Source organism: Micrococcus lylae NBRC 15355 (assembly GCF_001570885.1).
GTDB classification, from domain to species: Bacteria; Actinomycetota; Actinomycetes; order Actinomycetales; family Micrococcaceae; genus Micrococcus; species Micrococcus lylae.
Map to the genome: position 1 here is coordinate 89,989 of NZ_BCSN01000002.1, position 25,597 is coordinate 115,585.

The 25,597-nt window shown below is 72.8% G+C and carries 21 protein-coding genes; 8 read left to right on the forward strand and 13 right to left on the reverse strand.

The window, feature by feature from the left end; translation table 11 throughout:
- Positions 1-113: 113 nt before the first annotated feature.
- Complete coding sequence (locus MLY01S_RS01260; protein WP_067188549.1) at positions 114-1,523, reverse strand: FAD-dependent oxidoreductase; 1,410 nt, start codon at positions 1,521-1,523, stop codon at positions 114-116.
- 223 nt (positions 1,524-1,746) lie between these two features.
- On the opposite strand from MLY01S_RS01260, the gene rarD reads away from it, so the two are divergent.
- Genes rarD through MLY01S_RS01275 form a run of 3 tightly spaced genes read left to right on the forward strand, consistent with a single transcriptional unit; the run spans position 1,747 to position 3,764 of the window.
- Complete coding sequence (gene rarD, locus MLY01S_RS01265) at positions 1,747-2,709, forward strand: EamA family transporter RarD (RefSeq protein ID WP_245232184.1); 963 nt, start codon at positions 1,747-1,749, stop codon at positions 2,707-2,709.
- A 9-nt stretch (positions 2,710-2,718) separates the two neighbouring features.
- Positions 2,719-3,198 (forward strand): hypothetical protein, encoded by a 480-nt coding sequence (locus MLY01S_RS01270; protein ID WP_067188553.1) that lies wholly within the window; start codon positions 2,719-2,721, stop codon positions 3,196-3,198.
- Positions 3,198-3,764, forward strand: coding sequence for an HIT family protein (locus MLY01S_RS01275; protein WP_082739499.1), 567 nt, complete (start codon positions 3,198-3,200; stop codon positions 3,762-3,764). The genes MLY01S_RS01270 and MLY01S_RS01275 overlap by 1 nt, the downstream gene beginning before the upstream one ends.
- A gap of 143 nt (positions 3,765-3,907) precedes the next feature.
- On the opposite strand, the gene MLY01S_RS01280 is transcribed toward MLY01S_RS01275, so the two are convergent.
- From MLY01S_RS01280 to MLY01S_RS01305, 6 genes are all read right to left on the reverse strand, one after another.
- Entirely contained in the window at positions 3,908-4,972 is a 1,065-nt protein-coding gene (locus MLY01S_RS01280; RefSeq protein WP_067188555.1) for a polyprenyl synthetase family protein, read from the reverse strand.
- Positions 4,969-6,414 (reverse strand): geranylgeranyl reductase family protein, encoded by a 1,446-nt coding sequence (locus MLY01S_RS01285; protein WP_082739500.1) that lies wholly within the window; start codon positions 6,412-6,414, stop codon positions 4,969-4,971. Before MLY01S_RS01285 ends, MLY01S_RS01280 begins: the two co-directional genes overlap by 4 nt.
- Complete coding sequence (gene menD, locus MLY01S_RS01290) at positions 6,411-8,360, reverse strand: 2-succinyl-5-enolpyruvyl-6-hydroxy-3-cyclohexene-1-carboxylic-acid synthase (RefSeq protein ID WP_067188592.1); 1,950 nt, start codon at positions 8,358-8,360, stop codon at positions 6,411-6,413. Before menD ends, MLY01S_RS01285 begins: the two co-directional genes overlap by 4 nt.
- A gap of 183 nt (positions 8,361-8,543) precedes the next feature.
- Positions 8,544-10,679, reverse strand: coding sequence for a PhoX family protein (locus MLY01S_RS01295; protein ID WP_082739501.1), 2,136 nt, complete (start codon positions 10,677-10,679; stop codon positions 8,544-8,546).
- Between the two features lie 276 nt (positions 10,680-10,955).
- Entirely contained in the window at positions 10,956-12,029 is a 1,074-nt protein-coding gene (locus tag MLY01S_RS01300; RefSeq protein ID WP_067188557.1) for an o-succinylbenzoate synthase, read from the reverse strand.
- 90 nt (positions 12,030-12,119) lie between these two features.
- On the reverse strand, positions 12,120-12,731 hold the full coding sequence (locus MLY01S_RS01305; RefSeq protein ID WP_088478629.1) for a hypothetical protein: 612 nt from the start codon (positions 12,729-12,731) through the stop codon (positions 12,120-12,122).
- 128 nt (positions 12,732-12,859) lie between these two features.
- Between MLY01S_RS01305 and MLY01S_RS01310 the strand changes: the two genes are divergently transcribed.
- Positions 12,860-13,792 carry a phosphatase PAP2 family protein gene (locus MLY01S_RS01310; RefSeq protein WP_067188560.1) on the forward strand — a complete coding sequence of 311 codons (933 nt, stop codon included), beginning with the start codon at positions 12,860-12,862 and terminating at the stop codon, positions 13,790-13,792.
- Between the two features lie 168 nt (positions 13,793-13,960).
- On the opposite strand, the gene MLY01S_RS01315 is transcribed toward MLY01S_RS01310, so the two are convergent.
- From MLY01S_RS01315 to MLY01S_RS01325, 3 genes are read right to left on the reverse strand one after another with little or no spacing between them, the layout of a single operon-like run.
- On the reverse strand, positions 13,961-15,433 hold the full coding sequence (locus MLY01S_RS01315; RefSeq protein WP_067188561.1) for a dihydrolipoamide acetyltransferase family protein: 1,473 nt from the start codon (positions 15,431-15,433) through the stop codon (positions 13,961-13,963).
- Entirely contained in the window at positions 15,430-16,479 is a 1,050-nt protein-coding gene (locus MLY01S_RS01320; RefSeq protein ID WP_067188562.1) for an alpha-ketoacid dehydrogenase subunit beta, read from the reverse strand. Before MLY01S_RS01320 ends, MLY01S_RS01315 begins: the two co-directional genes overlap by 4 nt.
- A 2-nt stretch (positions 16,480-16,481) precedes the next feature.
- Positions 16,482-17,642, reverse strand: a complete 1,161-nt coding sequence (locus MLY01S_RS01325; RefSeq protein ID WP_227718851.1) for a thiamine pyrophosphate-dependent enzyme — start codon at positions 17,640-17,642, stop codon at positions 16,482-16,484.
- A 205-nt stretch (positions 17,643-17,847) separates the two neighbouring features.
- Here MLY01S_RS01325 and MLY01S_RS01330 point away from each other — a divergent pair, with 205 nt between their 5' ends.
- On the forward strand, positions 17,848-18,312 hold the full coding sequence (locus MLY01S_RS01330; protein ID WP_067188594.1) for an Lrp/AsnC family transcriptional regulator: 465 nt from the start codon (positions 17,848-17,850) through the stop codon (positions 18,310-18,312).
- A gap of 30 nt (positions 18,313-18,342) precedes the next feature.
- On the opposite strand, the gene MLY01S_RS01335 is transcribed toward MLY01S_RS01330, so the two are convergent.
- Positions 18,343-18,666 (reverse strand): YciI family protein, encoded by a 324-nt coding sequence (locus tag MLY01S_RS01335; RefSeq protein WP_067188566.1) that lies wholly within the window; start codon positions 18,664-18,666, stop codon positions 18,343-18,345.
- A gap of 17 nt (positions 18,667-18,683) precedes the next feature.
- Complete coding sequence (locus tag MLY01S_RS01340) at positions 18,684-19,982, reverse strand: MFS transporter (RefSeq protein ID WP_067188567.1); 1,299 nt, start codon at positions 19,980-19,982, stop codon at positions 18,684-18,686.
- An 80-nt stretch (positions 19,983-20,062) separates the two neighbouring features.
- On the opposite strand from MLY01S_RS01340, the gene MLY01S_RS01345 reads away from it, so the two are divergent.
- Both MLY01S_RS01345 and MLY01S_RS01350 read left to right on the forward strand, forming a co-directional pair.
- On the forward strand, positions 20,063-21,535 hold the full coding sequence (locus MLY01S_RS01345) for an NCS2 family permease (protein ID WP_067188569.1): 1,473 nt from the start codon (positions 20,063-20,065) through the stop codon (positions 21,533-21,535).
- A 44-nt stretch (positions 21,536-21,579) separates the two neighbouring features.
- Entirely contained in the window at positions 21,580-22,323 is a 744-nt protein-coding gene (locus MLY01S_RS01350; RefSeq protein ID WP_067188570.1) for a 3-hydroxyacyl-CoA dehydrogenase, read from the forward strand.
- 136 nt (positions 22,324-22,459) lie between these two features.
- Here the strand turns inward: MLY01S_RS01350 and MLY01S_RS01355 are convergent, their stop codons facing one another.
- Positions 22,460-22,846 (reverse strand): transglycosylase family protein, encoded by a 387-nt coding sequence (locus MLY01S_RS01355; RefSeq protein WP_067188572.1) that lies wholly within the window; start codon positions 22,844-22,846, stop codon positions 22,460-22,462.
- Positions 22,847-23,035: 189 nt separating this feature from the next.
- On the opposite strand from MLY01S_RS01355, the gene MLY01S_RS01360 reads away from it, so the two are divergent.
- Positions 23,036-25,354, forward strand: a complete 2,319-nt coding sequence (locus MLY01S_RS01360) for a S9 family peptidase (protein WP_067188574.1) — start codon at positions 23,036-23,038, stop codon at positions 25,352-25,354.
- The last annotated feature ends 243 nt before the right edge of the window (positions 25,355-25,597 follow it).

Here is a 25,597-nt window from a genome sequence, read left to right on the forward strand (position 1 = left end):
TCCTGAAACTCAGGGTGTTGCGAGGACCGCTTGAATCCGCCAAGGCGACGGGCCGTCGTCGTGCCCCCGGAGGCGAACGACGACGGCCCGTGGCACGTCGGTCTCTGTCAGGCTCAGCCCTGGACGGCCTCGCGCATGATGCGGATCTGCTCGGCACGGTCCACGACCTTCACCCGCTCGCGCTCCACCGGACCGGCCTCGGTGGCCTCGCGGCCGAGGGCCTTCTCGTGGTCATCGAGCGCGTGCCAGCCGGCCCAGGTGGTGTACTCCACACCGCGGTCCTCGAGCAACGTGATGATCGAGTCCTCGGACGGATCCTGCGCGGTGTACAGGGAGTCCACGTCCTCGATGAGGTGGGTGATGGTCTCCAGGGCACAGCCCTTGGTGTGTCCGATCAGGCCGACCGGGCCGCGCTTGATCCAGCCGGAGGCATACAGGCCCGGGACCGGAGCGCCGTCGGCGCCGAGCACGCGGCCCTCGGCGTTCGGGATGACGCCGCGGACGTCGTCGAACTCCACGCCGTCCAGCGGGGAGCCGAAGTAGCCCACCGCGCGGTACACGGCCTGCACCGGGTAGTCCACCGTCTCCTGCGTGGGGCGGATGCCTCCCTCACCGTCCAGCTCCATGCGCCGCATGCGCAGGCCGTCCACGCGACCGTCGCCGTCGGCGTCTAGGAACTCCTCCGGGGCCTGCAGGAAGTGCAGGTGCAGGCGGCGCGAGGCGGAGGAGGTGCGGTCCTCCTGCTCCATCAGCCAGTTCGTCAGCGTGCCGACCATGGTGCGGGTCTGGTTGTTGGACTCGATCGCGGCCTCCGAGCCGGCATCGAAGTCGAAGTCGTCCTCGTAGAGCACGATGTCCACGTCCCGGGAGTGGGCGAGCTCCCGCAGCTCCAGCGGCGTGAACTTCACCTGCGCCGGTCCTCGCCGGCCGAACACGTGCACGTCCGTGACCGGGGAGGCCTTGAGCGCCTGGTACACGTTGTCCGGGATCTCGGTGGTGAGCAGGTCGTCCGCGTGCTTGGACAGGATGCGGGCCACGTCCAGGGCCACGTTGCCGTTGCCGATGACCGCGATCTCCTTGGCGTCCAGCGTCCACTCGCGCGGCACGTCCGGGTGGCCGTCGTACCAGGAGGCGAAGTCCGCGCCGCCGAAGGAGCCTTCCAGCTCCACGCCCGGCACGTCGAGGGCGGCGTCCTTGACGGCGCCGGTGGCGAACACGATCGCGTCGTAGTGGCGGCGCAGGTCCTCAAGGGACAGGTCCGTGCCGTAGTCCACGTTGCCGAGGTAGCGGATGTCACCGCGGTCCATCACCTTGTGCAGGGCGTTGACGATGCCCTTGATGCGCGGGTGGTCCGGGGCCACGCCGTAGCGGATCAGGCCGAACGGGGCCGGGTAGCGGTCGAACAGGTCGATCGAGACCTGGAAGTCGCGCTCTTCCTTGGTGAGGATGTCGGCCGTGTAGACGCCGGCGGGGCCTGCTCCGACGATGGCGATGCGCAGCGGGCGGTCGGGACGCGTGGTCACGGCGTGGGTGTCCTTCCGGTGGAGGTGTTCGGCGGCGGTCCGCGGGAGCCGGGCGGAGCTCTGCGCCCAGGGCGGACCGACCGTCCATCCTACCGGCGCACCGCCGCTTTCCGCGGTGAGGCCGGTCACCATCCGCGCCGCCCCGGGGCACCACGACGACGGCCGCTCCCCGACGTGACGCGCCCACCGCCCGCCCGTGGCAGGGCGGGTCTACAGTGGCCCGGTGACCACCCGATCCTCGTCCTCAGCACCGCCCCCCGGCAGCGCGGACGGCACCTCGTCCTCGGCCGAGGCCTCCGGTCTGGCCGTCGGCGCCGGCGCCTATGCGATCTGGGGCGTGCTGCCGCTGTACATGGCGGCCACGGCGCCGGCCTCCGCCATGGAGATCGTCATCATGCGGATCGGCTTCTCCCTGCTGTTCTGCCTGCTCCTGCTGGCCGTGCTGCGGCGCTTCGGGGACCTGCGGGCCGCCCTGGGGACGCGCCGCCGGGTCGTCGGTGTGGTGCTGGCCGCGGTGGCCGTGGCGGTGAACTGGCTGCTGTACGCCGGATCGGTGACCTCCGGGCATGTGCTGCAGGCCTCCCTGGGGTACTTCATCAACCCGCTGGTCAACGTGGCCCTGGGCGTGCTGCTGCTGGGCGAGCGCATGCGCCGCGCCCAGTGGGCGGCGGTGGCGATCGCCGCGGTGGCGGTGCTGGTCATCACCGTGGACGCCGGGCAGGTGCCCTGGATCGGGCTGGGCCTGGCGTTCTCCTTCGGCCTCTACGGGCTGGCCAAGAAGCGCGCGGGCGCCCCCGTGCACCCGGTGGCGTCCATGACGGCCGAGACCGTGGTGCTGCTGCCGGTGTTCGTGGGCGGCACGATCGGGCTGGCCGCGACGGGCACGCTGACCACCGGCCTGCACGGGGCGGCGCACTTCTGGATCATGGCGGCCTCCGGCGTGGTCACCGCGGTGCCGCTGATCATGTTCGCCACCGCGGCCCGGACCGTGCCGCTGTCCGTGCTGGGCATCCTGCAGTACATCGCGCCGATCGGACAGTTCCTCCTCGCGGTCACGGTGTTCGGAGAGCACATGCCCGCCGGCCGCTGGATCGGATTCGGCCTGATCTGGCTGGCGCTGATCGTGTTCACGGCGGACCATCTGGCCGCCGCCCGGGCACAGCGGCGGCTGACGCGCCGGGCCTAGACTGGCCGCATGCCTCCCAAGCCTCCCGCACCCGTGTACCTGTCCGGCTTCCAGAAGCTCGTCCCGGCCCTGCTCGGCGAGGACTGGGCGCACGACGACGGCCTGACCGGCGCCGAGGTCGACCGCCGCCTGGACGAGTCCCCGGCCGCCGAGCAGCTCGGAGAGGACCTGGTCCTGCCGGCCGCCCTGCGCGAGTTCTACCTCGCCCTCGGCAACTGCGGCGACCTGCTGGAGACCGCGCACTTCTTCTGGGACCCGGACGACCTCGAGGTCCGCGACGGCTTCCTGATGTTCCTCGAGGACGCCGAGGAGACCGTCGTCTGGGGCCTGCCCGTGGACAACCTGCCGCTGCCGGACCCGATCGTCTGGCGCCGCTCCTCCGGCGCCGATGACGAGGACGGCGAGTGGACCGACGAGGGCGGGACGTTCTCCGAGTTCGTCACCGACCTGCTCGCCTGGACCTTCGAGGACGAGGAGGAGGACCGCTGATGCCCTCCCAGACCCCGGGCTCCGCCGCCGGCTCCGCTCCGGAGGCCGCCCCCGCCCGCTCCCCCGAGGCGCCGCGCGGCTCCGGCATCCCCTCTCAGGCCCCGGAGGGCTACGTCTGCCCGTTCTGCGGCCTGGTGGCCGGCGACTGCTCGGACCCGGGCAACCGCTGCGAGCTCGAGGACGTCGTCTACCAGGACGAGGACCTCGTGGTGCTCATCGCCTGCGACGGCTTCGGCGACCACGAGGGCCACGCGATGATCATCCCGGCCCAGCACTATGAGAACCTCTACGAGATGCCGGACCGGGTGCTGCAGCGTACCGCGCTGATGGCCCGTCAGGTCGCCTTGGCGATCAAGCGGGCGTGGAACTCGGAGGGCACCTCCACCCGCCAGCACAACGAGAAGGCCGGCAACCAGCACGTCTGGCACTACCACCTGCACGTGTTCCCCCGGTACTCCGGGGACATGCTCTACCGCCAGCTGCGGCACGCCGTGGATCCGGCCGTCCGCGCCGTGAAGGCGAAGGAGCTGGCCGCCGCCCTGGACGTGGGGCCGACCCGGCTCTGAGGCGGCCGTCCCGCTTCGAGCGCGAGCCCGCAACAACTGGTGAGGACACACCGTCAAAGTCGTCCAGAAGCGTGCCCTTGAGGGTGTGTCTTCACCAGTAGGCGACGCCGGTGGGCCCGGCTGGATCCACGCGGAGAACCGCCTCAGGAGGAGCGGTCGACCACGTAGTCGGCGAAGCCTGCGAGGGCGTCCTTCACCGCGGAGTCCGGCAGCGGCGCCAGGATCTGCTTTGCCCTCGCGGCGTGCGCGCGGGTCATCTCCCAGGCACGCTCCATCACCGGGTGGGCGGTCACGGCGGCGACGGCGGCGGCGAGCTGCTCATCCGAGTCCAGCGGGCCGTCCACAAGCTCGAGGGCCTTCCGGGCGGACTGCGCCTCGGCGCCGGCGCCCACGGCCGCGCCGCGCAGCAGGATGGTGGTCAGGGTCGGCACGCCCTCCCGCAGGTCGGTGCCTGGCGCCTTGCCGAGCTGCTCCTCGGTGGAGGTCAGGTCGATCAGGTCGTCGGCCAGCTGGAACGCCAGGCCTACCTCCTCGCCGTAGGCGGCGAGGATCTGCACGGTCTCCTCGTTCGCGCCGCCCAGCAGCGCGCCGAGCATGCCGGAGGCGGCGATCAGCGAGCCGGTCTTGCCGCCGATGACCTGGAGGTAGTGCTCGAGGTGGTCCTCGCCGTCCTGCACGCCGCGGGTCTCCCACAGCTGGCCCAGGACGAGCCGCTCGAAGGTGTCGGACTGCACACGGACGGCACGCGGACCGAGCTCGGACATCAGCTGGGAGGCGCGGGCGAACACGAGGTCGCCGGCCAGGATCGCGGCGGAGTTGCCCCACAGGCGGTGGGCGGTCTCCACGCCGCGGCGCACGGGGGCCTCGTCCATGACGTCGTCGTGGTACAGGGTGGCCAGGTGGGTCAGCTCCATCACCACGGCGGCCTGACGGACCGCGGGGTTGACCGGGGCGACTTCCCCGGAGCCGAGCTCCGGGTCCGCGATGAGCGAGGCCATCACGGTGAGCACGGGGCGGATGCGCTTGCCGCCGGCGGTGAGCAGGTGGCGGGAGGAGGTCTCCGCGAAGACGTCGTCGCTCGTCAGGGCCTCGTGCAGCTGCGTCTCCACCGCGTCGAGGGCGTCGGTGACGGTGTCGAGCACGCGACCATGCCCGGCCAGCGATTCGAAGCCGGCGGGCAGGGTGAAGCCGTCAGTGGAGGTGGTCACCGTGCAAGCCTACCCAACCCGGCGGCCCGGTCCCCCACCGGCAGCGCGTCGGCCGTGGTCAGCGCGGGCGTGGCGGACTCGAGCAGCCGCACCAGACGGTCCACGGCGTCCCCGCCGCGTGGGTCCACGAGGTTGCCCATCATGCGCACGACGATGCGGAACAGCGGCGGCGTGGACATGCCCAGGGCCAGGCCGGCGCGCATCACGGCAGGGTTGCCGATGAGCTGCGCGAACTGGCGGCCGAGCTGGAAGTGGCGGCCCCAGAGGTGCTGGGTGAGCACCGGGTAGCGCTGCAGCACGGCGTCCGCGCCGCGCGCGGTGCCGGCGGCCAGGGCCTGCACGGCCAGGTCCGCGGCGTGGCGGGCGGCCTCCATGGCGAAGCCGATGCCCTCGCCGTTGAACGGGGAGACCATGCCTGCGGCGTCGCCCACCAGGAGCATGCCGGGCACGTGCTGCGGGGTGCGGTTGAACGCCATGGGCAGGGCGGCGCCGAGGATCCGGGAGTGCCGGGTGTCCTCGCCGATGCCCCAGTCGGCCTCGAGGGCCCCGGTCCAGTCCTTCAGCAGCTGCCGGTAGTCCAGCTTCCCGAACTGCGGGGAGGTGTCCAGGATGCCGAGTCCGACGTTCACGGTGCCGTCGGCCAGGGGGAACAGCCAGCCGTAGCCCGGCAGCGGGTTGCCGTCCGCGTCCGGCAGGCGCAGCCAGGACTCCATCCACTCGGCGCGGTCGCCGGCCAGGACCGGAACGGCGCCGTCCGGTCCGGGGGCACCGGCGGTGTAGTAGGCGCGCACGGCCACACCCATGGGGCGGTCCTCACGGCGGTGGATGCCGGCGGACACGGCGGCGCGGGTGGAGTTGCCGTCGCAGGCGAGGGTGATCGGGGCCTGCACGTGCACGCGGCGGCCGGTCCTGCGGCCGCGCTCGTCCAGCTGCTCGGCGGCCAGCCCGACCACACGCCCCGCCTCGTCCCGCAGCACCGAGCGCACGGCGTGGCGCTCACGCACCTCGGCCCCGGCGGTGCGGGCGTGCTCCACGAGCAGGCGGTCGAAGTCCTGGCGGGTGCGGGTCAGCGCGTAGTCCGGCCAGCTCTCGGTGGTCGGCCACGGCACATCCACGCCCCTGTCCCCGGCGCGCAGGCGCAGGCCGCGGATGCGCTGCCAGCCGCCGTCGTCCCCGGCCTCGCCGCAGTGGGGCACGCCCAGCAGCTGCAGCTCCTTCACGGCCTGCGGGGTGAGGCCGTCTCCGCACACCTTCTCCCGTGGGTGCGCGGTCTTCTCCAGCACCACCACGTGCACGCCCGCCCGCGCCAGGTGCCAGGCGGCGGTGGCGCCGGCGGGCCCGCCTCCGGCGATCACGACGTCGGCACACACCGCCTCGGGCACCTCGCCGGGCTCGGTGGACGGGTCGGGCACGGTGTGCCCGTCATGGGGCCGGGGGTTCATGCGGTGACCTCCGTGACGGTGGTGCGGGCGCCGTCGTCGGCGAAGGTGGCGCGGACGGCCTCGGCGAGCGCGGCGGCCACGCCGGGGCGGTCGGCGCGGTCGCAGCGGACCTCGATCAGGCGGCGTCCGCCGGTGTGGTCGGACAGGGCGTGGACGAGCTCGGCGGTGGTGGCGACGGGCACGTGCTGCACGCCGTAGGCGGCGGCGAGGGCGGCGAAGTCCACGGAGTGCGGGGTGCCGAACAGGCGCTCGACGATCCCGCCCATGCCGGGGACCTGGGCGACCTGGCCGTGCTCGAGGCCGGCGAAGATCGCTCCGCCGGCGTCGTTGACCACCACGAGGTCCAGGTCGGGCTCGTCCTCGTCGGTGCCGGCGAGCAGGCCGCCGGCGTCGTGCAGGGCGGTGAGGTCGCCGAGCAGGGCCACGGTGCGGCGCTGGCTGGCCAGAGCGACGCCCGCGGCGGTGGAGACGGTGCCGTCGATGCCGGCCAGGCCGCGGTTGGCGTAGACCTCGTTGTACGGGGTGGCCGGCGGGCGCCACGTGAGGTCCACGTCCCGGATCACGGACGAGGATCCGAGCACGAGCGGACCGTGCACCACGGAGGCACAGGTCTGGGCGGTCTGCTGCGGGGACATCCCGAAGCGGGGCTGCACGCCGAGCAGCACGTCCTCCACGGCGGACTGTGCGCGCATGGAGGCGGCCTGCCAGGCGTGGAGCCAGCCGGCCTCGCCCTGGCCGGCGAAGTCCGCCAGATCCTCCAGACAGGAGAAGAGCTCCTCCCGGCGGCGACCGGCCTCGAACCACGGGGCCGGTTCCGGGACGTAGAGGGCGGTGTCCACGTCCGCGCGGCGCAGCAGGGCTGCCACGGGACGGGTGAGGGTGGGGCGGCCGAAGAGGACCACCCGGTCGATGCGCTCGGCCAGCGGGTGCCCGGCAGGGCCGTCGGCGGCGCCCGCTCCCGCGGCAGGGCCGAGCAGCAGCGGGTAGGCCGCGATCGCGTTCACGCTGAAGCGGGCGTTGGAGCTGGGCTCGGCCAGCAGCGGCAGGCCGAGGGCCATGGCGAAGGCGGCGGCCACGGGGCCGGCGTCGTGCCCGGCGAGCACCACGGTCCGGCGCTCGGCACGGCCGGCGACCTGCAGCTCCGGGAAGCCGGACAGGTCCGTGCCGGCGGGACGCCACACCTGCACGGGCGCGGCCTTCTGCGCGGCGGCCAGGCAGCCGGAGAGGTCCGGCAGCGTGCCGGTCGACGGGTGCGCGTCCAGCACCTCGCCGCGGCCGGTCTCCGGCAGGACGTGCTCGGTGCCTGCCGGGGTGAGGGCCCCGATGCGGGCGGCCTCCGCGTCATCCGGGACCAGCGGCTCGGCGAAGTGCAGGTTCAGGTGCACCGGCCCGGCCGGGGCGTCCTGGACGGTCACGGAGCCGCCGTCCTCCGAGGCGAGGAAGCCGTCGGCGGCCAGGAGGGCCGAACGCACGCTGGAGGCGACGCGTGACAGGTGCGCGCCGCCGTCGTGCCCGTCCTCCGGCGAGGAGTGCAGGGACGCGGCGAAGCGGACGTGGTGCGGGAAGACCCCCGGCTGCTCGGTGGTCTGATTGGCGCCGGTGCCGACCATCTCGGCGGGACGGTCCGCCGTCAGCGCGACCACGCGCGTGCCGGCGTGGAAGGACTCCATCAGGGCCGGCAGCAGGTTGCCGACGGCCGAGCCGGACGTGGTCACCACGCCGACCGGGCGGCCTGAGCCCAGGGACAGGCCGTGGGCGAGGAAGCCGGCGGAGCGCTCGTCGACGCGCACGTGCAGGCGGACCTCGCCCGCGCGCTCGCAGGCGGCCAGCGCGTACACGAGCGGGGCCGAGCGGGAACCGGGGCAGATCACGACCTCCCGCATGCCGCCGTCGATCAGGGAGTGGACCACCGTGCGCGCCACGGCCAGGGAGTCGGCTGAAGTCATGGTGCCCACCAGTCTAGGCCGGTCCGCCCCGACGGAGGGACCGGGCAGTGCGGGGCGAGACCGGCACGCAACGGGCTCCACACGGGCACGGCCGAGGCCCGGACACCTGTGTGTCCGGGCCTCGGAAGGCGCCGGCGACGAGGGCGTGCGGTCCGCGTCGTCAGCGCTCAGCGGTCGGCGGCGTCAGCAGTCCGCGTCGTCGGCGGTGAACTGGCGGTCGTCGTTCCAGGCGCCGTTCTTGTGCATGCCGGAACGGTGCTCCCAGGCGGTCTGGTCCTCGGTCAGCCACACCTGCACCACGGACGGGCGCGGAGCACGGACCTTGTCCCCCACCTGGATCGGCCCGTTAGCCGGAAGGTGGTCGGGCCACAGGGACGTGTGGGCGCCCCACTCGCCGTCCTCGCCCGGGTGCTGCACATTGACGAACACCGAGTTGTCCAGGTCGTGGATGACCGGGCCGCAGGTCTCGGCGTCGCGCGGCACGGACAGGAACTGGGCCACGCGGCCACGGTCCGGGCCCTGCAGGACGACCTTGTGGAGGGCGTCGCCGTAGCCGATGGTGCCGGGGGCGCCGTCGGTGGAGATCCACAGGTTGCCGCGCGAGTCGAACGCGAGGTTGTCCGGGCAGGAGATCGGCGAGACCTTCTCCTTCGGGTAGCCCTGGAAGTACACGGAGGAGGACATGCGCGGGTCGCCTGCCAGCAGCAGGATGTTCCACACGAAGGAGGTGGCGGTGTGGTCTCCGCCGGCCTCCTTCATCTCCACCACGTGGCCGTCGCGGTTGCCGACCACCGGGTTGACCTCGTCCACCTCGGTGCGGTCCTTGTTGTTGGTCAGCGCCATGTAGACGCGGCCGTTCACCGGGTTGGTCTCCACGTCCTCCGGACGGTCCATCTTGGTCGCACCGACCTTGTCCGCGGCCAGGCGGGTGTTGATGAGCACCTCGGCCACGGTGAAGCCGGGGACGAAGGACTCGGTGTCCGAGGTCAGCGCGATCCACTCGCCACAGCCGTCGAAGCGACCGTCCGAGGGGAGGGTGCCCTTGCCGTCGATCTGCGCTGCCGGGGAGTCCCCGGTGAACTTCGCCACGTACAGGGTGCCGGCGGAGAGCAGGCCCATGTTGTGCTTCTTGTCGCCCTCCACGTAGGTGCCGGCGGAGACGAACTTGTACAGGTAGTCATGGCGCTGGTCGTCACCGGAGTAGACGACCACCTTGCCGTTGTCCGCGACGACGGCGGTGCCGGCCTCGTGCTTGAAGCGGCCGAGCATGGTGTGCTTCACCGGCGTGGAGGTCGGGTCCTCGGGGTCGATCTCCACGATCCAGCCGAAGCGGTTGCCCTCGTTGACGTAGCCCTCGTTGCGCAGGTCGAAGCGCGGGTGGAACTTCTCCCAGCCGCGGGCGGTCGGCTCGTCGGCGTAGCCGATGCGCTCCTGGGCCTCGTTGTTGGTCACCGGGCCGTTGAAGTAGCCGTCGAAGTTCTCCTCACCGGAGAGCACGGTGCCCCACGGGGTGAACCCGCCGGCGCAGTTGCCGAGGGTGCCGAGCACCTTGGTGCCGGTGGGGTCCTCCGCGGTCTTGAGCAGCTCGTGGCCGGCCGCCGGGCCGTCCACGGTGAACTCCGTCATGCCGGTGATGCGGCGGTTGCGGGCGCCGCCGCGGACGTACTCCCACTTGCTGCCCACGGAGTCGCGGCGCAGCTCGACCACGGAGAGGCCGTGGGCGGCCAGGCCGATGTCGGCGACCTCCTGCGGGTTGGCCTCGATGAACTCCGGGGAGAACATGATGTTCTCGTTGGTGTACTCGTGGTTGGACACCAGCAGGCCGGTCAGGCCGGTCTCGTCGTCGGCCTGGACTGCGAGGAAGTCGCAGTTGTACCCGAACTGCTTCGCCTGGGCGGCGGCGGTCTGGGCCTCGATCTGGAACTCCGGGGAGTCGGCGAAGAGCGGGTCGCCCCAGCGGAGGATGACCCCGTGGTCGTAGCCGGCCGGGACCGTCATCTGGTCCACCACACGGGAGACCGGGTTGATGGCGGTGAACGGCAGGGTTCCGGCGCCGGTGGAGCCGTTGGCCGGGGCCACGGCGAGCGCCTGGGCGGATTCGGGGCGGGCGACGGAGGCACCCACGACCACGGCGGCGGCCAGGCCTCCGCCCAGGGCCATGCGGCGCGAGATGGCCCTCTCCGCGACGTCGCGGAAGGTCTCGTTCTCCGAGCGGTTCGGGACTGGCTTGGCGCAGGCGTTGGCGCACTTGAGCTCGCAGGTGACGGCGGAGCGGTTGCCCCGGGTGTGGCCGGCCATCGGCAGGAGGCGCTTGAGCATGACGTTCCCTTCGGTGCATGGGGACGGCCCGTGTCCGGACCGCGAGGAGTGTCGGGGCTTCACGACGGCGGCCGCTGCCGTACCCGTGCGCGACGCCCACCGCCACTGTGCGCGGCCCACGTCACGGTGGGCTGACGCCTGGACGACCGGCAGGTGAACGTGTGCGAACCGCCACTTTTCGTCACGATGACATGCTGTAATCCCGGAGTGAGCGGGCCGGTCCCTCGCACTTCTCGGCGATGTCGGGGCCGGACGGCCGATCCGCTCGGCCCGGCCTCAGTGCTGCGCGGCGAGCACGGCGTGCGCGCCGTGGACGCGGCGGGCCCACCGGTCGTGGCTCGCCGCGTCGGCGCGAACGGCCTCGAGCAGGGCGGGGTCCGGCTCGGGCGCGCTCACGCCGGGGACGGGCAGCATGCCGCCGGACGGGGTCCAGGCCGGGTCGCAGACGTCCCGGGAGAACAGGGCGCCGGTGCCCAGCCCGCAGGCGAAGGGCAGTCGGGGCAGGTGCGCGGCGAGCGCCGCCGACCCGGCCAACCCGACGGAGGTGTCCAACGCGCTGGAGACCACGGCGTCCAGGCCGGCGGCCTCCACGATCGCCGCGGCCCGGCGCACCCCGCCCAGCGGCTGCACCTTCACCACGATCAGGTCGGCCGCATCGGCCTGCGCCACCGCGAGCGGGTCGGCCTCCTTGCGCACGGCCTCGTCCGCGGCGATCCGGGTGGGCACTCCGCGCTCGCGCAGCTCTCGGCGCACGGCGGCCAACGGCTCGATCCCGGGCACCGGCTGCTCGGCGTACTCCAGCCCCACGTCCTCGAGCTCGGTGAGCACGTCCACCGCCTGCTCGTGCGTCCAGCCCATGTTGGCGTCCACGCGCAGGGCGGCCTGCGGCAGCAGCTCCCGGACTCGACGCACGCGGGCCAGGTCCTCCTCCCGAGAGCCGGCCACGAGCCGCCCGTCCGGTCCGTGCTCGGCGACCTTCACCTTCACCGCGGTGATGCCGTCCCCGTACTTCGCCAGGACGCGTTCCACGTCCTCGGCGGCCACCGCCGGGACAGTCGCGTTCACGGGCACGGCGTCCCGCACCGGCTCCGGCCAGCCCTGCCAGCCTGCCTCGACCGCAGCGGCCAGCCAGCGCGAGGACTCCTCGTCCCCGTACTCCGGGAAGGGCGAGAACTCGGCCCAGCCGGCCGGTCCGCGCAGCAGCAGCGCCTCCCGCCGGGTGGTCCCGCGGAACCTCACGGTCATCGGCAGGGACACGGCCACGGCATGCTCGAGCAGCTCCTCCACGCTCGGCAGGGACGGCCCCGCAGGGGCACCGGGCAGCGGGGGCAGGACGGTGTCGGCGCTCATGCTCCCCAGTCTAGGAACGCCCCCGGCCACAGGCCCGGGCGGGCCGGACGCGGACGGCGGACAGCCGTCGTCGGGACACCGCCGGGGCCGTCAGCGCGCGGCGAGGTACCCGAGCCTCCGGGCCACGGCCACCGCGCGCCCGTGCGAGCCCAGCACGCCCTCGAGCGCGCCGACCACCTGACCGAGCACCTCCTCGGTCAGCCGCCAGTCCTCGGTGAACGGGTCGTCGGCACCGGCCCACACACGCCCCACCGCGCACAGGGCCAGGGTCATCTCGGCCAGGTCCCGGAACACGGGCTCCGGCTCGTCCAGGCGGTCCTCCCAGCCCTCCTCGCCGGCCATGAGGACCGCACCGGTGGAGGCCTCGTGGATGAACGGGTCGCCGCCCTGGAGCGCGACCACGGTCCAGTCGTCGTTCCAGTCGACCAGGCGGGCCCCCGTGCGGCGGGACCAGCGGAAGCCGGCCTGCTCGTCCCAGAGGCGCTCGAGCGGGAAGAACAGGAAGGGAAGCCCCAGGGTGTCCACCTCCACCCAGCCCGGCCCCACCTGGCGGTAGTAGGCGGCCAGCGCCGGGGCCAGCGGCTCTTCGGAGCCCCACTCGATCGGCTCCTGGCGGAAGACCGGCCCGTGCACGGCCAGGGCGTCCCGTGCGGCGGCGAGGGCGGCGGAGGACGGGGCGGGGGCGGAGGCTGCGGGCTGCATGCCGTCAGGCTCACACGCCCCGGCGAACCCTGCCCCCAGGTGAGGGGACGGGCCGGTGAGCATTCCGTGAAGGGAAGGTGGCGTGTTCCGTCACAGGGTTTCCCAGGCGGGACCGCCATGATGGAGACATGCACCCCGACCCGTTCGAGTCCGCGCACCCGGCTCCGGCCGGCCCCCGCCCCACCCGCTGGTGGCTGTGGCTGCTCGGAGCGCTGCTGTGTGCCCTCGCGGTGGTCGCCGTGTTCCAGACGTTCGTGAGATCGAGCACCGGCCAGGTCCTCGAGTACCGCGCGTTCCAGGCCGTGGAGCCGGCGCCCGGCGACGCGTTCGGTCCGTCCCCGGCCACCACCGCCCTCACGTACGCCCCGTACGTGGCCCTGGGCTGCGCGGCGCTGGGCGTCGCGGTGCAGCTGTCCCGCCGCCGCTGGCAGTCCGCCGTGGCCGTGGTGGCCGCGGCGGTCGGCGCGAACGTCACCACCCAGGTCCTCAAGCACGGCCTGGAACGCCCCTACTTCGACAACGGCGTCCCCTATGTGGTGGGCAACTCTCTGCCGTCCGGGCACACGACCCTGGCCGCCACCGCCGCCGCGGTCCTCCTGCTGACCGCCCCCGTGCGCTGGCGTCCGCTCGCCGCGCTCGTCGGCGCCGTGCTGACCGGGGTGATCTCCTCCGCGGCGTTCCTGGAGGCCTGGCACCGCCCGTCGGACATGGTCGCGGCCATCGCGGTGGCCGCAGGCTGGGCCTTCCTCGCCGCCCCGTTCGTCCAGCGCGAGGACGGGATCGACCGCGGCCAGACGGCCTCCCCCACCACCTGCGAGGTGGTCCTGTGGGCCGCCGGCATCCTGGGCGTGGCCGCCTCGGCCGTGCTGCTGGGCATGGCCGTGTCCACGGCGGACCCCAGCCCCTCCCCCGGCCCGATCGCCCTCACCGCCGGCGTGGTCATCTGCGTGACCCCGGCCCCGCTCGCCTGGGCCGCGCTGGTCACGTCGCTGCGCCATGAGCGCCGCTGGCAGCGCCGCCGCACCCGCCGGCGTCCGCGCCCGTACGCGCGCGCCTTCTGAGCCCCTCCTCGTCCCCTCCCGACGACGGCACCGCCCTCCGGCGACGGCCCTCGCCGTCCTCGTCCCACTGCGCAGGTACGACGACGGGCCCGGGAGGCGACCGGTGAAGGTCGCCTCCCGGGCCCGCCCGCCCTGGAAGGGTGCCCCGCCCCCGCAGGCGGGGTCCGATCAGATCTCGGCCAGGGCCGCGGTCGGATCGTTCAGGCAGCCGGCCACGAACGTGAGGAACGCGGAGGCCGTGGCGCCGTCGGTGACGCGGTGGTCGAAGGTCACGGTCATCTCGGTGACCTTGCGGACCTGGATCTGCCCGTCCACGACCCACGGGCGGTCGATGATGCGGCCGATGCCCAGCATGCCCACCTCGGGGATGTTGAGGATCGGAGTCGCGCCGTCGGTGCCCAGCGGACCGTAGTTGTTCAGGGTGAAGGTGCCGCGGGTCAGCTCGGCCGGGGAGGCCTTGCCCTCGCGGGCCCGGCCCACGGTCTCGGCGATCGCGGCGTTCAGCTCCGCGGCACAGAGACGTTCGGCGTGCTCGATGGACGGGACCATCAGGCCGCGGTCGGTCTGCACGGCGAGGCCGAGGTTGACGCCCTCGAACTCGACGATCTCCTCCCTGCCGTCCGCACCGGTCTCGATGCGGGCGTTCATCACCGGGTACTTGCGCAGGCCGGCGACGGTGAAGCGGGCGATCAGGCCGAGCAGCGACGGGGCGTTCTCCGGATCCTTCGCCTTGAGCGCCTGACGGAGCTCCAGCAGGCCGGTGACGTCCACGTCCATCCACGCGGTGACCTCGGGGACCTCGCGGCGGGACCGGGCCATCTGGTCCGCGATCGCCTTGCGCACGCCGGTGATGGGGGTGCGCTCACGGATGCGCAGGCCCGAGCGCGAGTCCTGCTCGCCCACGGCGCCGGAGGCGGCCGGGGCGGAGGATGCCGCCGGAGCGGCCTGGGCCGGGGTGGAGGCGCCGCCGGAGATCGCACCCATCACATCGGCGCGAGTGATCAGCCCCTCGGGGCCGGTGCCGGTGAGGGTCGCGACGTCCACACCGTTGTCCCGGGCGAGCTTGCGCACGATCGGCGACACCACGCGCGGGGCCTGCCCCGAGCCGGATGCGGCCGGCGAGGACGAGGCGGGGACCGTCGCCCTGCCCCGGCCGCGCTTGCGCTTGGACGGGCGGGTGCGGCCCTTGGTGCCGTGGCCGGAGGTGCCGTAGCCGATCAGGACGTTGCCGGAGGCCTCCTCGTCCGAGCCGGCGACGTCGCCGTCGCCGCCCCGGGCCTTGTCCGGGGCGGGCTGGCCCGTGCCGGGTTCCATGACGCCCGCGCGCTCCTCCTCGCGGTAGGACAGCGCGCCGGGCCGCTCGTCCGCGGCGGGGCCGGCATCGGCGCCGCCGTCGGTCTCCCCGGCCTCGCCGACGGTGATCAGCGGCAGGCCGACCTCCATGGTCTCGCCCTCGGAGCCGTGCAGGGTGAGGACGGTGCCCTCGAACGGGCACGGCACCTCCACGAGCGCCTTGGCGGTCTCCACCTCGGCGATCGGCTGGTCCACAGCGACCTCGTCGCCCTCGGCCACGAGCCAGCGGACCAGGTCCGCCTCGGTCAGGCCCTCGCCCAGGTCGGGCAGGTTGAAGGTCTTGCTCATGCGTCGGCCTCCTCAGAGTCCAGGTCCCAGTTCAGGTCGTCGATGGCATCGAGGATGCGGTCGACGTTCGGCAGGTGGTGCTCCTCGAGCTTCGGCGCCGGGTACGGGATGTCCCAGCCGGTCACGCGCAGCACCGGGGCGGCCAGTGAGTGGAAGCACTCCTTCTGGATCCGGGCCACCAGCTCGGAGGCCACGGAGGCGAAGCCCTGCGGCTCGGCCACGACGACGGCGCGGCCGGTCTTGGTCACCGACCTCACGATGGTCGCCTCGTCCAGCGGGTTGATGGTGCGCAGGTCCACGACCTCCACCGAGCAGCCCTCCTCCTCGGCGGCCTTGGCAGCGGCCACACAGGTGGGCACGGACGGGCCGTAGGACACCAGGGTGACGTCGGTGCCGGTGCGGGCCACGGCGGCGCGCGCCCAGCCCTCGGCGTCGGTCTCGGCCTTCTCGGCCTCGGCCCAGCGGGCCTCGAACTCGGCGCGCAGCTCGTCCAGGTCCAGGTCGGCCTTGGACCAGTAGAGCTTCTTCGGCTCCATGAAGACGACCGGGTCGTCCGAGCGGACCGCCCAGCGCAGCATCAGGTAGGCGTCGGCCACGGTGGCCGGGGTGTAGACCTTCAGCCCCGGGGTGTGGGCGTAGTAGGACTCGGAGGAGTCGCAGTGGTGCTCCACGCCGCCGATGCCGCCGCCGTAGGGGATGCGGATGGTGATCGGCATGGGCGTGGCGCCCTTGGTGCGGTTGCGCATCTTGGCCACGTGCGAGGCGATCTGCTCGAAGGCCGGATACGCGAACGCGTCGAACTGCATCTCGATCACCGGGCGGGCGCCGCCGAGGGCCATGCCCACGGCCATGCCCGCGATGCCGGACTCGGCCAGCGGGGTGTCGAAGCAGCGGTCGTCGCCGAAGCGCTGGGTGAGGCCGTCGGTGATGCGGAAGACGCCGCCGAGGGTGCCCACGTCCTCACCGAAGACGACCACCAAGTCGTCCGCGGCCATCTCATCGGCCAGGGCCGCGTTCAGCGCGGCCGCGAAGGTCAGGTTCGCCATGCTCAGGCCTCCTTGGTCTCGGAACGGGACAGCTCCTCCGCCAGCTGGGCGCGCTGAGCGGCCAGCTGCGGGGTCTGCACGGTGTAGACGTGGTCGAACAGCTCCAGCGGGTCGAGCTCCACGTCGGTGTTCATCGCATCACGCAGCGAGGCGGCGACCTGCTCCGCGTCCGCCGTGATGGACTCGGCGACCTCGTCGGTCAGCACGCCGCGGTCGGTGAGGAACGCGGACATCCGACGCAGCGGATCGCGGGCCTCCCACTCCTTCACCTCGGCGTCCTCGCGGTAGCGGGTGGCGTCGTCCGCGTTGGTGTGGGACTGCATGCGGTAGGTGTCCGCCTCGACCAGGAAGGGGCCGCCGCCGTTGTGGCACAGCTCCACGGCACGGCCGAGCACGGCCAGCAGGGCGGCCAGGTCGTTGCCGTCCACGCGCTCGCCGGCGAGGCCGTAGCCCACGGCCTTGTGGGCCAGGGACGGGGCGGCGGACTGGCGGGCCAGCGGCACGGAGATCGCGTACTTGTTGTTCTGCACGAAGAAGATCACCGGCAGCTTGAACACGGCGGCGAAGTTGAGGGCCTCATGGAAGTCGCCCTCGGAGGTGCCGCCGTCGCCGACCATGGCGAGCACGGTCACGTCCTCACCGCGCAGGCGGGCGGCCTTGGCCAGGCCCACGGCGTGCAGCAGCTGGGTGGTCAGCGGGGTGGACTGCACGGAGACCTTGTACTCCTGCGGGTCGTAGCCCTGGTGCCAGGTGCCCTGGTAGGCGACCATCACCTCGGTGGCGGGGACGCCGCGGGACATCACGGCCACGGTGTCGCGGTAGGTCGGGAAGAGCCAGTCGTCCTTGCGCAGGCAGACGGCGGCGGCGACCTCGGAGGCCTCCTGGCCGTGGGAGGACGGGTAGACGGCCATGCGACCCTGACGCACGAGGGCGTAGGCCTGGTCGTTCACGCGGCGGCCGATCACCAGGTGACGGTAGGCCTCCAGCAGGGCCTCGTCGGACGGCATCGGGTACTCGTGGCCGGGCTCGACGTCCTGCTCCTCGGGGGACAGCGCGGTGCCGTCCTCGGCGACGAGCTGGATGCGACGGGTCGCCGGCAGCAGGTACTCCTCCAGCGTGATGCCGAACGAGTCATGCGGCGCAGACGCGGTGTTGTGGCTCATGGGCACTCCTTTCCAGAATCGCCTCATTCTGACCTGAACGGGCCAATCTGTTCACCGGAGCGGCGTGACTTGCATACAGTTCGCTTGATTCATGGACCCTGGATGGACATTCCGTTAGAGTGGCGTACGGCACACGCACAGATGTCCGCCGTTCTCCGCTGCGGGAGACGGCGTCTGCGCAGGATCTGAGGAGAGAGTGCACACCATGGAACTGGACGCCACGGACCGCGCGATCATCGCCGAGCTCAGCCGGGACGGGCGGCTCTCCGTCGCCGCCCTCGCCGAGCGCGTCCACGTCTCCCGCGCGCACTGCTACTCCCGTCTGAACCGGCTGCAGGACGCCGGCGCCATCACAGGCTTCACGGTCACGGTGGACCCGGAACGGCTCGGCTTCGGCGCCTCCGCGCACGTGGCCCTGAAGCTGCGCCAGCACAACTGGCGCGAGCTGCGCGCCCAGCTGCTGGCCGTCCCGGAGGTCAGCCAGGTGTCCCTGGTCGGCGGCAACATGGACGTGATGATCATGGTGCGCGCCCGGAACATCGCGGACCTGCGCCGGGTGGTGTTCGAGCACCTGCAGGCACTGCCCGGCGTGGTGGACACCCAGACGTACATGATCTTCGAGGACCACACCTCCGCCCGATACCTGGAGGACCGCCCCGAGCGGAGCTGAGCCCCGGGACCGACGCCCCGGGACCGGGCCTCAGAAGCGGCCGGCGAGCGGGGCGTCGTCGCCCTCGACCCAGGCGCCCATCGGCGGCGCCCACGGCCGGACGTCCACGGTGGCCACGAGGCCCTCCTTCTGGAAGGGGTCCTCCGCGAGGGCGATGCGGGCGTCGTCCGCGGAGTCGGCGCGGAGCACCAGCAGCGCGGCGGGCTGGACGCCCTCCTGCTCCGGGTACGCGCCGGCGAGCAGCACGACCCCGTCCGCGGCCAGCGAGCGCAGGAAGGCCCGGTGATCGGCGCGGTGGGCGTCGCGGCCGGCGGAGTCGTCGGTGTAGGTGTAGTGCACGGCGAAGACGGTCATGGCGTCAGTGTGGCACGTCACGCCCGCCGTCGGGACTCCGTGCCGCCCTGCGGACGGTACACCGACCCGGGGCCGCCCGGCAGCAGCACCCGGAAGCCGACCGACCCGGCCGCCGCCAGCCCGGCGAGCGCGAGGATGCCGCCGGCCAGGCCGACCACGCCGGTCACCGCGGACAGCAGCAGCGGACCGGTGACCATGCCGGTGTCCGAGACGATGCGCCAGATGCCCAGGAACTGCGCCCGGCCGTGGGCCGGCGAGTAGTCGGCGCCGAGGGTCATGACGATGCCGGAGCCGAAGCCGTTGCCCAGGCCGACCAGCAGCGAGGCGCAGAGCAGGGTGACGAACGAGTCGCTCAGCGGGATCAGCGCGAAGCCCACGGCCATCACGCCCAGGCAGGGCACGGCCACGGCACGGCGCCCGAAGCGGTCCATGAGCCAGCCGGACGGGTAGAACATGAGCACGTCCACAAGGGCGGAGAGGCCGAAGATCAGGGACGTGGTGGCCGGGTCGATCCCCAGGTGCGCCGCCCACAGCGGCACCACCGCGGCACGGCAGACGCGGGTGGCGGACAGCGTCATCACGCACAGGCCCACGGTGGACAGCAGCTTCACGTGCGTGGCGGCCATGTGCCGCAGGGTCTCGGCCGGCAGCGGGATGCCCTGGGTGTCCAGGGCCTGCTCCTCCTCGAGCTCCTCGATGAAGAAGCTCATGCCCACGCCCACGGCCATGGCCACGGCGGCGGCCGCGAACGCGCCGGGCAGGCCCATCCAGGACTGCAGGCCGGCGCCGAGGAAGGGGCCCACGAGGGTGCCGATGCGGATGGTGCCGCCGAGCAGGGACATCGCCCGCGCCCGGTGCGTCACCGGGACCGCGGCCGCCAGATAGGACTGCCGGGCCAGGTTGAACCCGGAGCCGGCCGCCCCGACCATGAACACCCCCGCCAGCAGCAGCGGCAGACCCCACTGCTGGGGCAGGCCGGCCGCCTCGTGCCAGCGGGACGTGGTCCCCCAGGCCAGCAGCGCGGCGGCGGCACCGAGGAACGCGGACGCGATGATCGTCCGCCGCTCCCCCACCCGGGAGACCAGCAGCGCGGCCGGGCCGTTCATCAGCAGGCCGCCGACGCCGATCAGCACCACCACCGCGGCCGCCAACGCGGGCGCCGCACCGAAGTCGAGGGCCGCCGTGGCCACCGCCGGCATCATCGCACCCAGGCCGATCGCATAGACGGTGGAGGGCGCGTAGATCTGGAAGGCCCCCGCCAGGGGGCCGCCGCGCGGGGAGGGGGCGGAGCCGTCGTCGTGGTGCCGGGAAGTCATCAAGGGGCGAGCCTACTCCCCGCGGCGTCACGGCTCGCAGGCACGTCCACGCGCCTCACTACGATGGGCCCATGCCTCGCATGCCCTCCTCCGCAGCCCCCGCCGGAACCGCCTCCGGCCGCGGCGCCCTCGACCGCTACTTCCGCCTCACCGAGCGCGGCTCCACCCTCGGGCAGGAGTTCCGCGGCGGCCTCGCCACCTTCCTGGCGATGAGCTACATCATCGTGCTGAACCCGCTCGTGCTGTCCGGGACGGATTCGGCCGGCGGCGAGCTCGGCATCCCCCGCGTCGCCGCTGTCACCGCACTGGCGGCCGGCATCTTCACCATCGTCATGGGCCTGTGGGCACGGCACCCGTTCGCGCTCGCCGCGGGCCTGGGCATCAACGCGTTCCTGTCCATCACGATCGCCACCACGCCGGGCCTGACCTGGCCGTCCATCATGGGCCTGGTGGTGCTCGCCGGCCTGATCATGGCCGTGCTCGTGGCCACCGGATTCCGCCGTGCGGTGTTCGACGCGGTGCCGCCGGCTTTGAAGACGGGCATCGTGGTGGGCATCGGCCTGTTCATCGCCCTGATCGGCCTGGTCAACGCCGGCTTCGTGCGCCGCCTCCCGGACGCCGCCGGCACCACCGTCCCCGTCGGCCTGGGCACCGGCGGCGAGCTCGAGGGCTGGCCGGTCCTCGTGTTCATCGTGGGCCTGGCGCTGACCGCAGTCCTGGTGATCCGGAAGGTGCGCGGCGCCATCCTCATCGGCATCGTGGCCGCCACCGTGCTGGCCAACGTCCTGGAGGCCGTCTTCCACATCGGCCCGTCCGTGGACGACGCCGGCAACGCCAACCCCACCGGCTGGTCCCTGGTGGCCCCGTCCATGCCGGAGTGGACCGCCCCGGACCTGTCCCTGCTCGGCCAGGTCAGCCTGTTCGGCGCGTTCCAGGAGGTCGGCGGGCTCATGGCCGCGCTGCTGGTGTTCGCCATCCTGCTGTCCGTGTTCTTCGATGCCATGGGCACCTCGGTGGGCCTGGCCCGCGAGGCCGGCACCGTGAATCCGGACGGCTCCATCCCGGATCTGAACCGCGTGCTCATGGTGGACGCCCTGGCCGTGGCCGGAGGCGGCGGCGCCTCGGGTTCGGCCAACCAGATCTTCGTGGAGTCCGGCACCGGCATCGGCGAGGGCGCCCGCACCGGCATCGCCTCCGTGGTGACGGGCGTGCTGTTCCTGCTCGCCATGTTCCTCACCCCGCTGATCCACCTGGTGCCGTTCGAGGCCGTGGCCCCTGCGCTCGTGGTGGTCGGCTTCATGATGGCCTCCCAGGCTGTGGACATCGACTGGAACGACTGGGGCGCCGCCTTCCCGGCCTTCCTCACCTTCATCCTCATGCCGTTCACCTACTCGATCGCCAACGGCATCGGCGCCGGCATGATCGCCTACGCCGTGATCCGCACCGGCCAGGGCCGGGCGAAGGAGGTCCACCCGCTGCTGTGGCTCGTGGCCCTCGCCTTCGTCTTCTACTTCGGCATGGGCGTTTTCCGCGGAGTCCTCGGGCTAGGCTGAGTGTGACCGGAACCACCGACCCCCACTGACCACGGAGGACATCCATGCAGTTCAAGGACCGCACGTTCATCGTCACCGGAGGCGCCTCGGGCCTCGGCGCCGCCACCGCCCAGGCCCTGCTGGCCGAGGGCGCGAAGGTGGTCGTCGTGGACCTCAAGGGCCAGGCCCCGGAGGGCGCCGTGATGGTCGAGACGGACGTGACGAACGAGGAGCAGGTGGCGAACGCCGTCAAGGTCGCCACCGAGCAGGGCGCGCCGCTGGCCGGCGTGGTCAACTGCGCCGGCATCGCCACCGCCGAGAAGACCCTCGGCCGCGAGGGCGTGCTGCCGCTGGAGAACTTCACGCGCACCATCAACATCAACCTCATCGGCACCTTCAACGTGATCCGCCTGGCCGCCGAGGCCATGGCGCAGAACGAGCCGGGCGAGGACGGCGAGCGCGGCGTCATCATCAACACCGCGTCCGTGGCCGCCTTCGACGGCCAGATCGGCCAGGCCGCCTACTCGGCCTCCAAGGGCGGCGTGGCCGCGATGACCCTGCCGCTGGCCCGCGAGTTCGCCCGCAACGGCATCCGCGTCGTGACCATCGCCCCGGGCATCTTCTGGACCCCGATGATGGCCGGACTCCCGGAGAAGGCGCAGGCCTCCCTGGCCGAGCAGATCCCGTTCCCCTCCCGCCTGGGCACCCCGGAGGAGTACGCGGCGCTGGCCAAGCACATCGTCGAGAACCGCATGCTCAACGGCGAGGTCATCCGCCTCGACGGCGCCGTCCGCATGGCCCCGCGCTGATCCGCAGGCCCCCGGCGTCTGCCCGGGACACAGGCACGACGACGGCCGCCCGCCCTCCGTACGGAGGGCGGGCGGCCGTTCGTCTGGGGTGAGGCAGGTCCACCCCAGTGAGGCGGGTCAGCCGCGGCGGGGCGGGTCAGCCCCAGCAGTGGGCCGAGGGCAGCCACGGGAAGGTGCCCCACTCGCTGTAGAGCTCCACCGCGGCGGCGTCCTGGACGTGCTCCGGGGCGGCGTCCGCGGAGGCATAGCCGACGCCGGCGTCCGTGGACTGCCACACCATGTCCAGGAACTGGTAGGCGCCCGAGGCCGAGGAGGTCGGGTTGTGCGCGGTGTAGTCGCCGCCGGACTCGCACTGCTTGATCTCCTCCAGCACCGGGATGCCGGTGTCCGCGGCCTGGGCCGGGCCGGCGAAGCCCACCAGGGCGGCCGCGGCGGCGGCCGACGCGGCGGTCAGGGCGGCCGGGCGGCGCAGGCGGGACAGGGCGCCGGTGCGGGAGTCGGTCTTCTGGTGCGGGATCGTCACGGTCTGAAGGCTCCTTCTGATCGGTTCCAGTTCGGGTGGTCGTCGGGCTCGACGACGAAGCCCACCACGGTGCCGCCCGCGGTTGAGCAGGGACTGTCCCGGCACTCCACCGGCGGTCTGAGTCCCCTGGGCACACGCTGGATCCGGTGACGTGTGCCACCACACCGCCGGTGTGATTCGATGGCAGGCATGACCGAGACCACACAGCAGCCCTCCGGCGCCGCCGACGCCCCCTCCGACCGTCCCGTCCCGCCCGTCGCCGCCACGAAGCCGGTGACCCGCACCCACCACGGGGACACGTTCACCGACGACTTCGAGTGGATGCGTCAGAAGACCTCGCAGGAGGTCCTGGACCACCTGAACGCGGAGAACGCCTACACGGAGGCCGTCACCGCGGACCAGGAGGCGCTGCGCGAGGCGATCTACGCCGAGATCAAGGCGCACACCGTGGAGACCGACCAGTCCGTGCCGGTCCGCCGCGACGGCTGGTGGTACTTCGCCCGCACCGAGGAGGGCAAGCAGTACGCGGTGCAGTGCCGTGTGCCCGCCCAGGACACCGGGGACCGGCTGGCGGACTGGACGCCGCCGGCCATCGAGCCCGGGGTCCGGCTGGACGGCGAACAGGTCCTGCTGGACGTCAACGCCGAGGCCGAGGGCAAGCCGTTCTTCTCCCTGGGCGGGATGCACGTCTCCCCGGACGGCACCCTCCTGGCCTACGCCGTGGACAACGCCGGCGACGAGCGCTTCACCCTGCGCATCCGCGACCTGCGCACCGGCCAGGAGCTGGACGACGTGGTGGAGGACATCGCCTACGACGTCCGCTTCGACCGCACCGGCACCCGCGTCTTCTACACCCAGTGGGACGCCTCCTGGCGGCCGTACCGCGTCATGGTGCACACCCTCGGGACCGATCCGGCAGACGACGTCATGCTCTTCGAGGAGGGCGACCCGGGCATGTGGACCGGGTTCGAGGGCGTGGCGGACCGGACGCAGCTGCTGATCGGCGTCGGCAACTCCGAGGTCTCCGAGACCTGGGTGGTGGACCTGCCCGCCGAGGAGGGCGTTCAGGTGCCGGCTCCGCGCCTGCTCATCCCGCGCACCGAGGCCATGCTCGCCTCCGTGGAGCCGTTCGACCTGGACGGCCGCCGCCACCTGCTGATCGTGCACAACCGGGACGCCGACGGCGCCGCCGCCCCCAACGGGGTCCTGTCCCTGGTCGCCGAGGACGAGGTGGCCGACCGCACCGCATGGAGGGCCGTGCTGCCGCACCGGGCCGAGGTGAAGGTCGACGGCGTCATGGTCACCTCCACCCACATCGCCGTCTCCGCCCGCCGCGAGACCACCCCGCGCGTGCTGATCGGCGCCCTGGCCGACCTGGCCCCGATCGCCGCCGCCGAGGCGGGCGAGGCGGAGGCGAGGGGCGAGGCGGAGGCGGGTGCCGTCGTCGGGATGGCGTTCACCGAGCCGGAGTTCGACGAGGAGCTCTACGCCTGCCACCTGACCTGGGCATCCTGGGAGTCCCCGTTCCTGCGCCTGGCCTACACCTCCTGGATCACCCCGGCCCGTGTGCTGGACGTGGAGGCCGAGACCGGCGAGGTGCACCTGCGCCGCGAGGTCGAGGTCCCCGGGCATGACCCTGAGGACTACGTGGTGGAGCGCCAGTGGGCGACCTCCTCCGAGCCCGGCCCGGACGGCCAGCCGGTGCAGATCCCGCTCTCGGTGATCCGTCGGAAGGACCTGGTCCAGGACGGGACGAACCCGTGCCTGGTCTACGGCTACGGTTCCTACGAGATGTCCATGGACCCGGTGCTCGGCGTGGCCCGGCTGTCCCTGCTGGACCGCGGCGTCGTCTACGTGGTGGCGCACGTGCGCGGCGGCGGCGAGCTCGGCCGCGGCTGGTACGAGGACGGCAAGAAGCTGGCCAAGGCGAAGTCGTTCACGGACTTCGTGGACGCCACCCGGCACATGGTGGACTCCGGCTGGGTGGACCCGGCGCGCATCGCCTGCCACGGCGGCTCGGCCGGCGGCCTGCTCATGGGCGCCGTGGTCAACCTGGCTCCGGAGCTGTACCGCGCCTGCCTGGCCGTGGTGCCGTTCGTGGACGCCCTGACCTCCATCCTTGACCCGGACCTGCCGCTGTCCGCCCTGGAGTGGGAGGAGTGGGGCAACCCGATCGAGGACCAGACCGTCTACGAGTACATGAAGGCCTACACGCCGTATCAGAACGTGCGCGAGGTGGACTACCCGGCGATCGCCGCGGTCACCAGCCTCAACGACACCCGCGTGCTCTACGTGGAGCCGGCCAAGTGGGTGGCGCAGCTGCGCCGCACCGTGACGAACGACCAGTCGACGCCGCTGGCCGAGGGCGGCTCCCCGATCCTGCTGCGCACCGAGATGGACGGCGGCCACGGCGGCGCCTCCGGCCGCTACCAGGGCTGGAAGGACACCGCGTGGGAGTACGCGTTCGTGCTCACGGCGCTCGGCGCGACGGAGCGCATCGACGGCTGAGACGCGGCGTTTTCGCTAGCGACATGGGAGGGACCGGGACGCTTTCGTTCGGGAGAACGTTGGGTTCCGGCGCGCTTTCGTTCGGGAAAGCGTCGGGTTCCCGCGCGCTTTCGTTCGGGAAAGCGTCGGGTTCCCGCTCGTGAAGCACGACGCCGGCCGCGCACCCTGGGTGCGCGGCCGGCGGCCTGTCGGGCGGGGGCGGGTGATGCGGGGTGGGCGGTTCCCATTTTGCGAGCGATAACG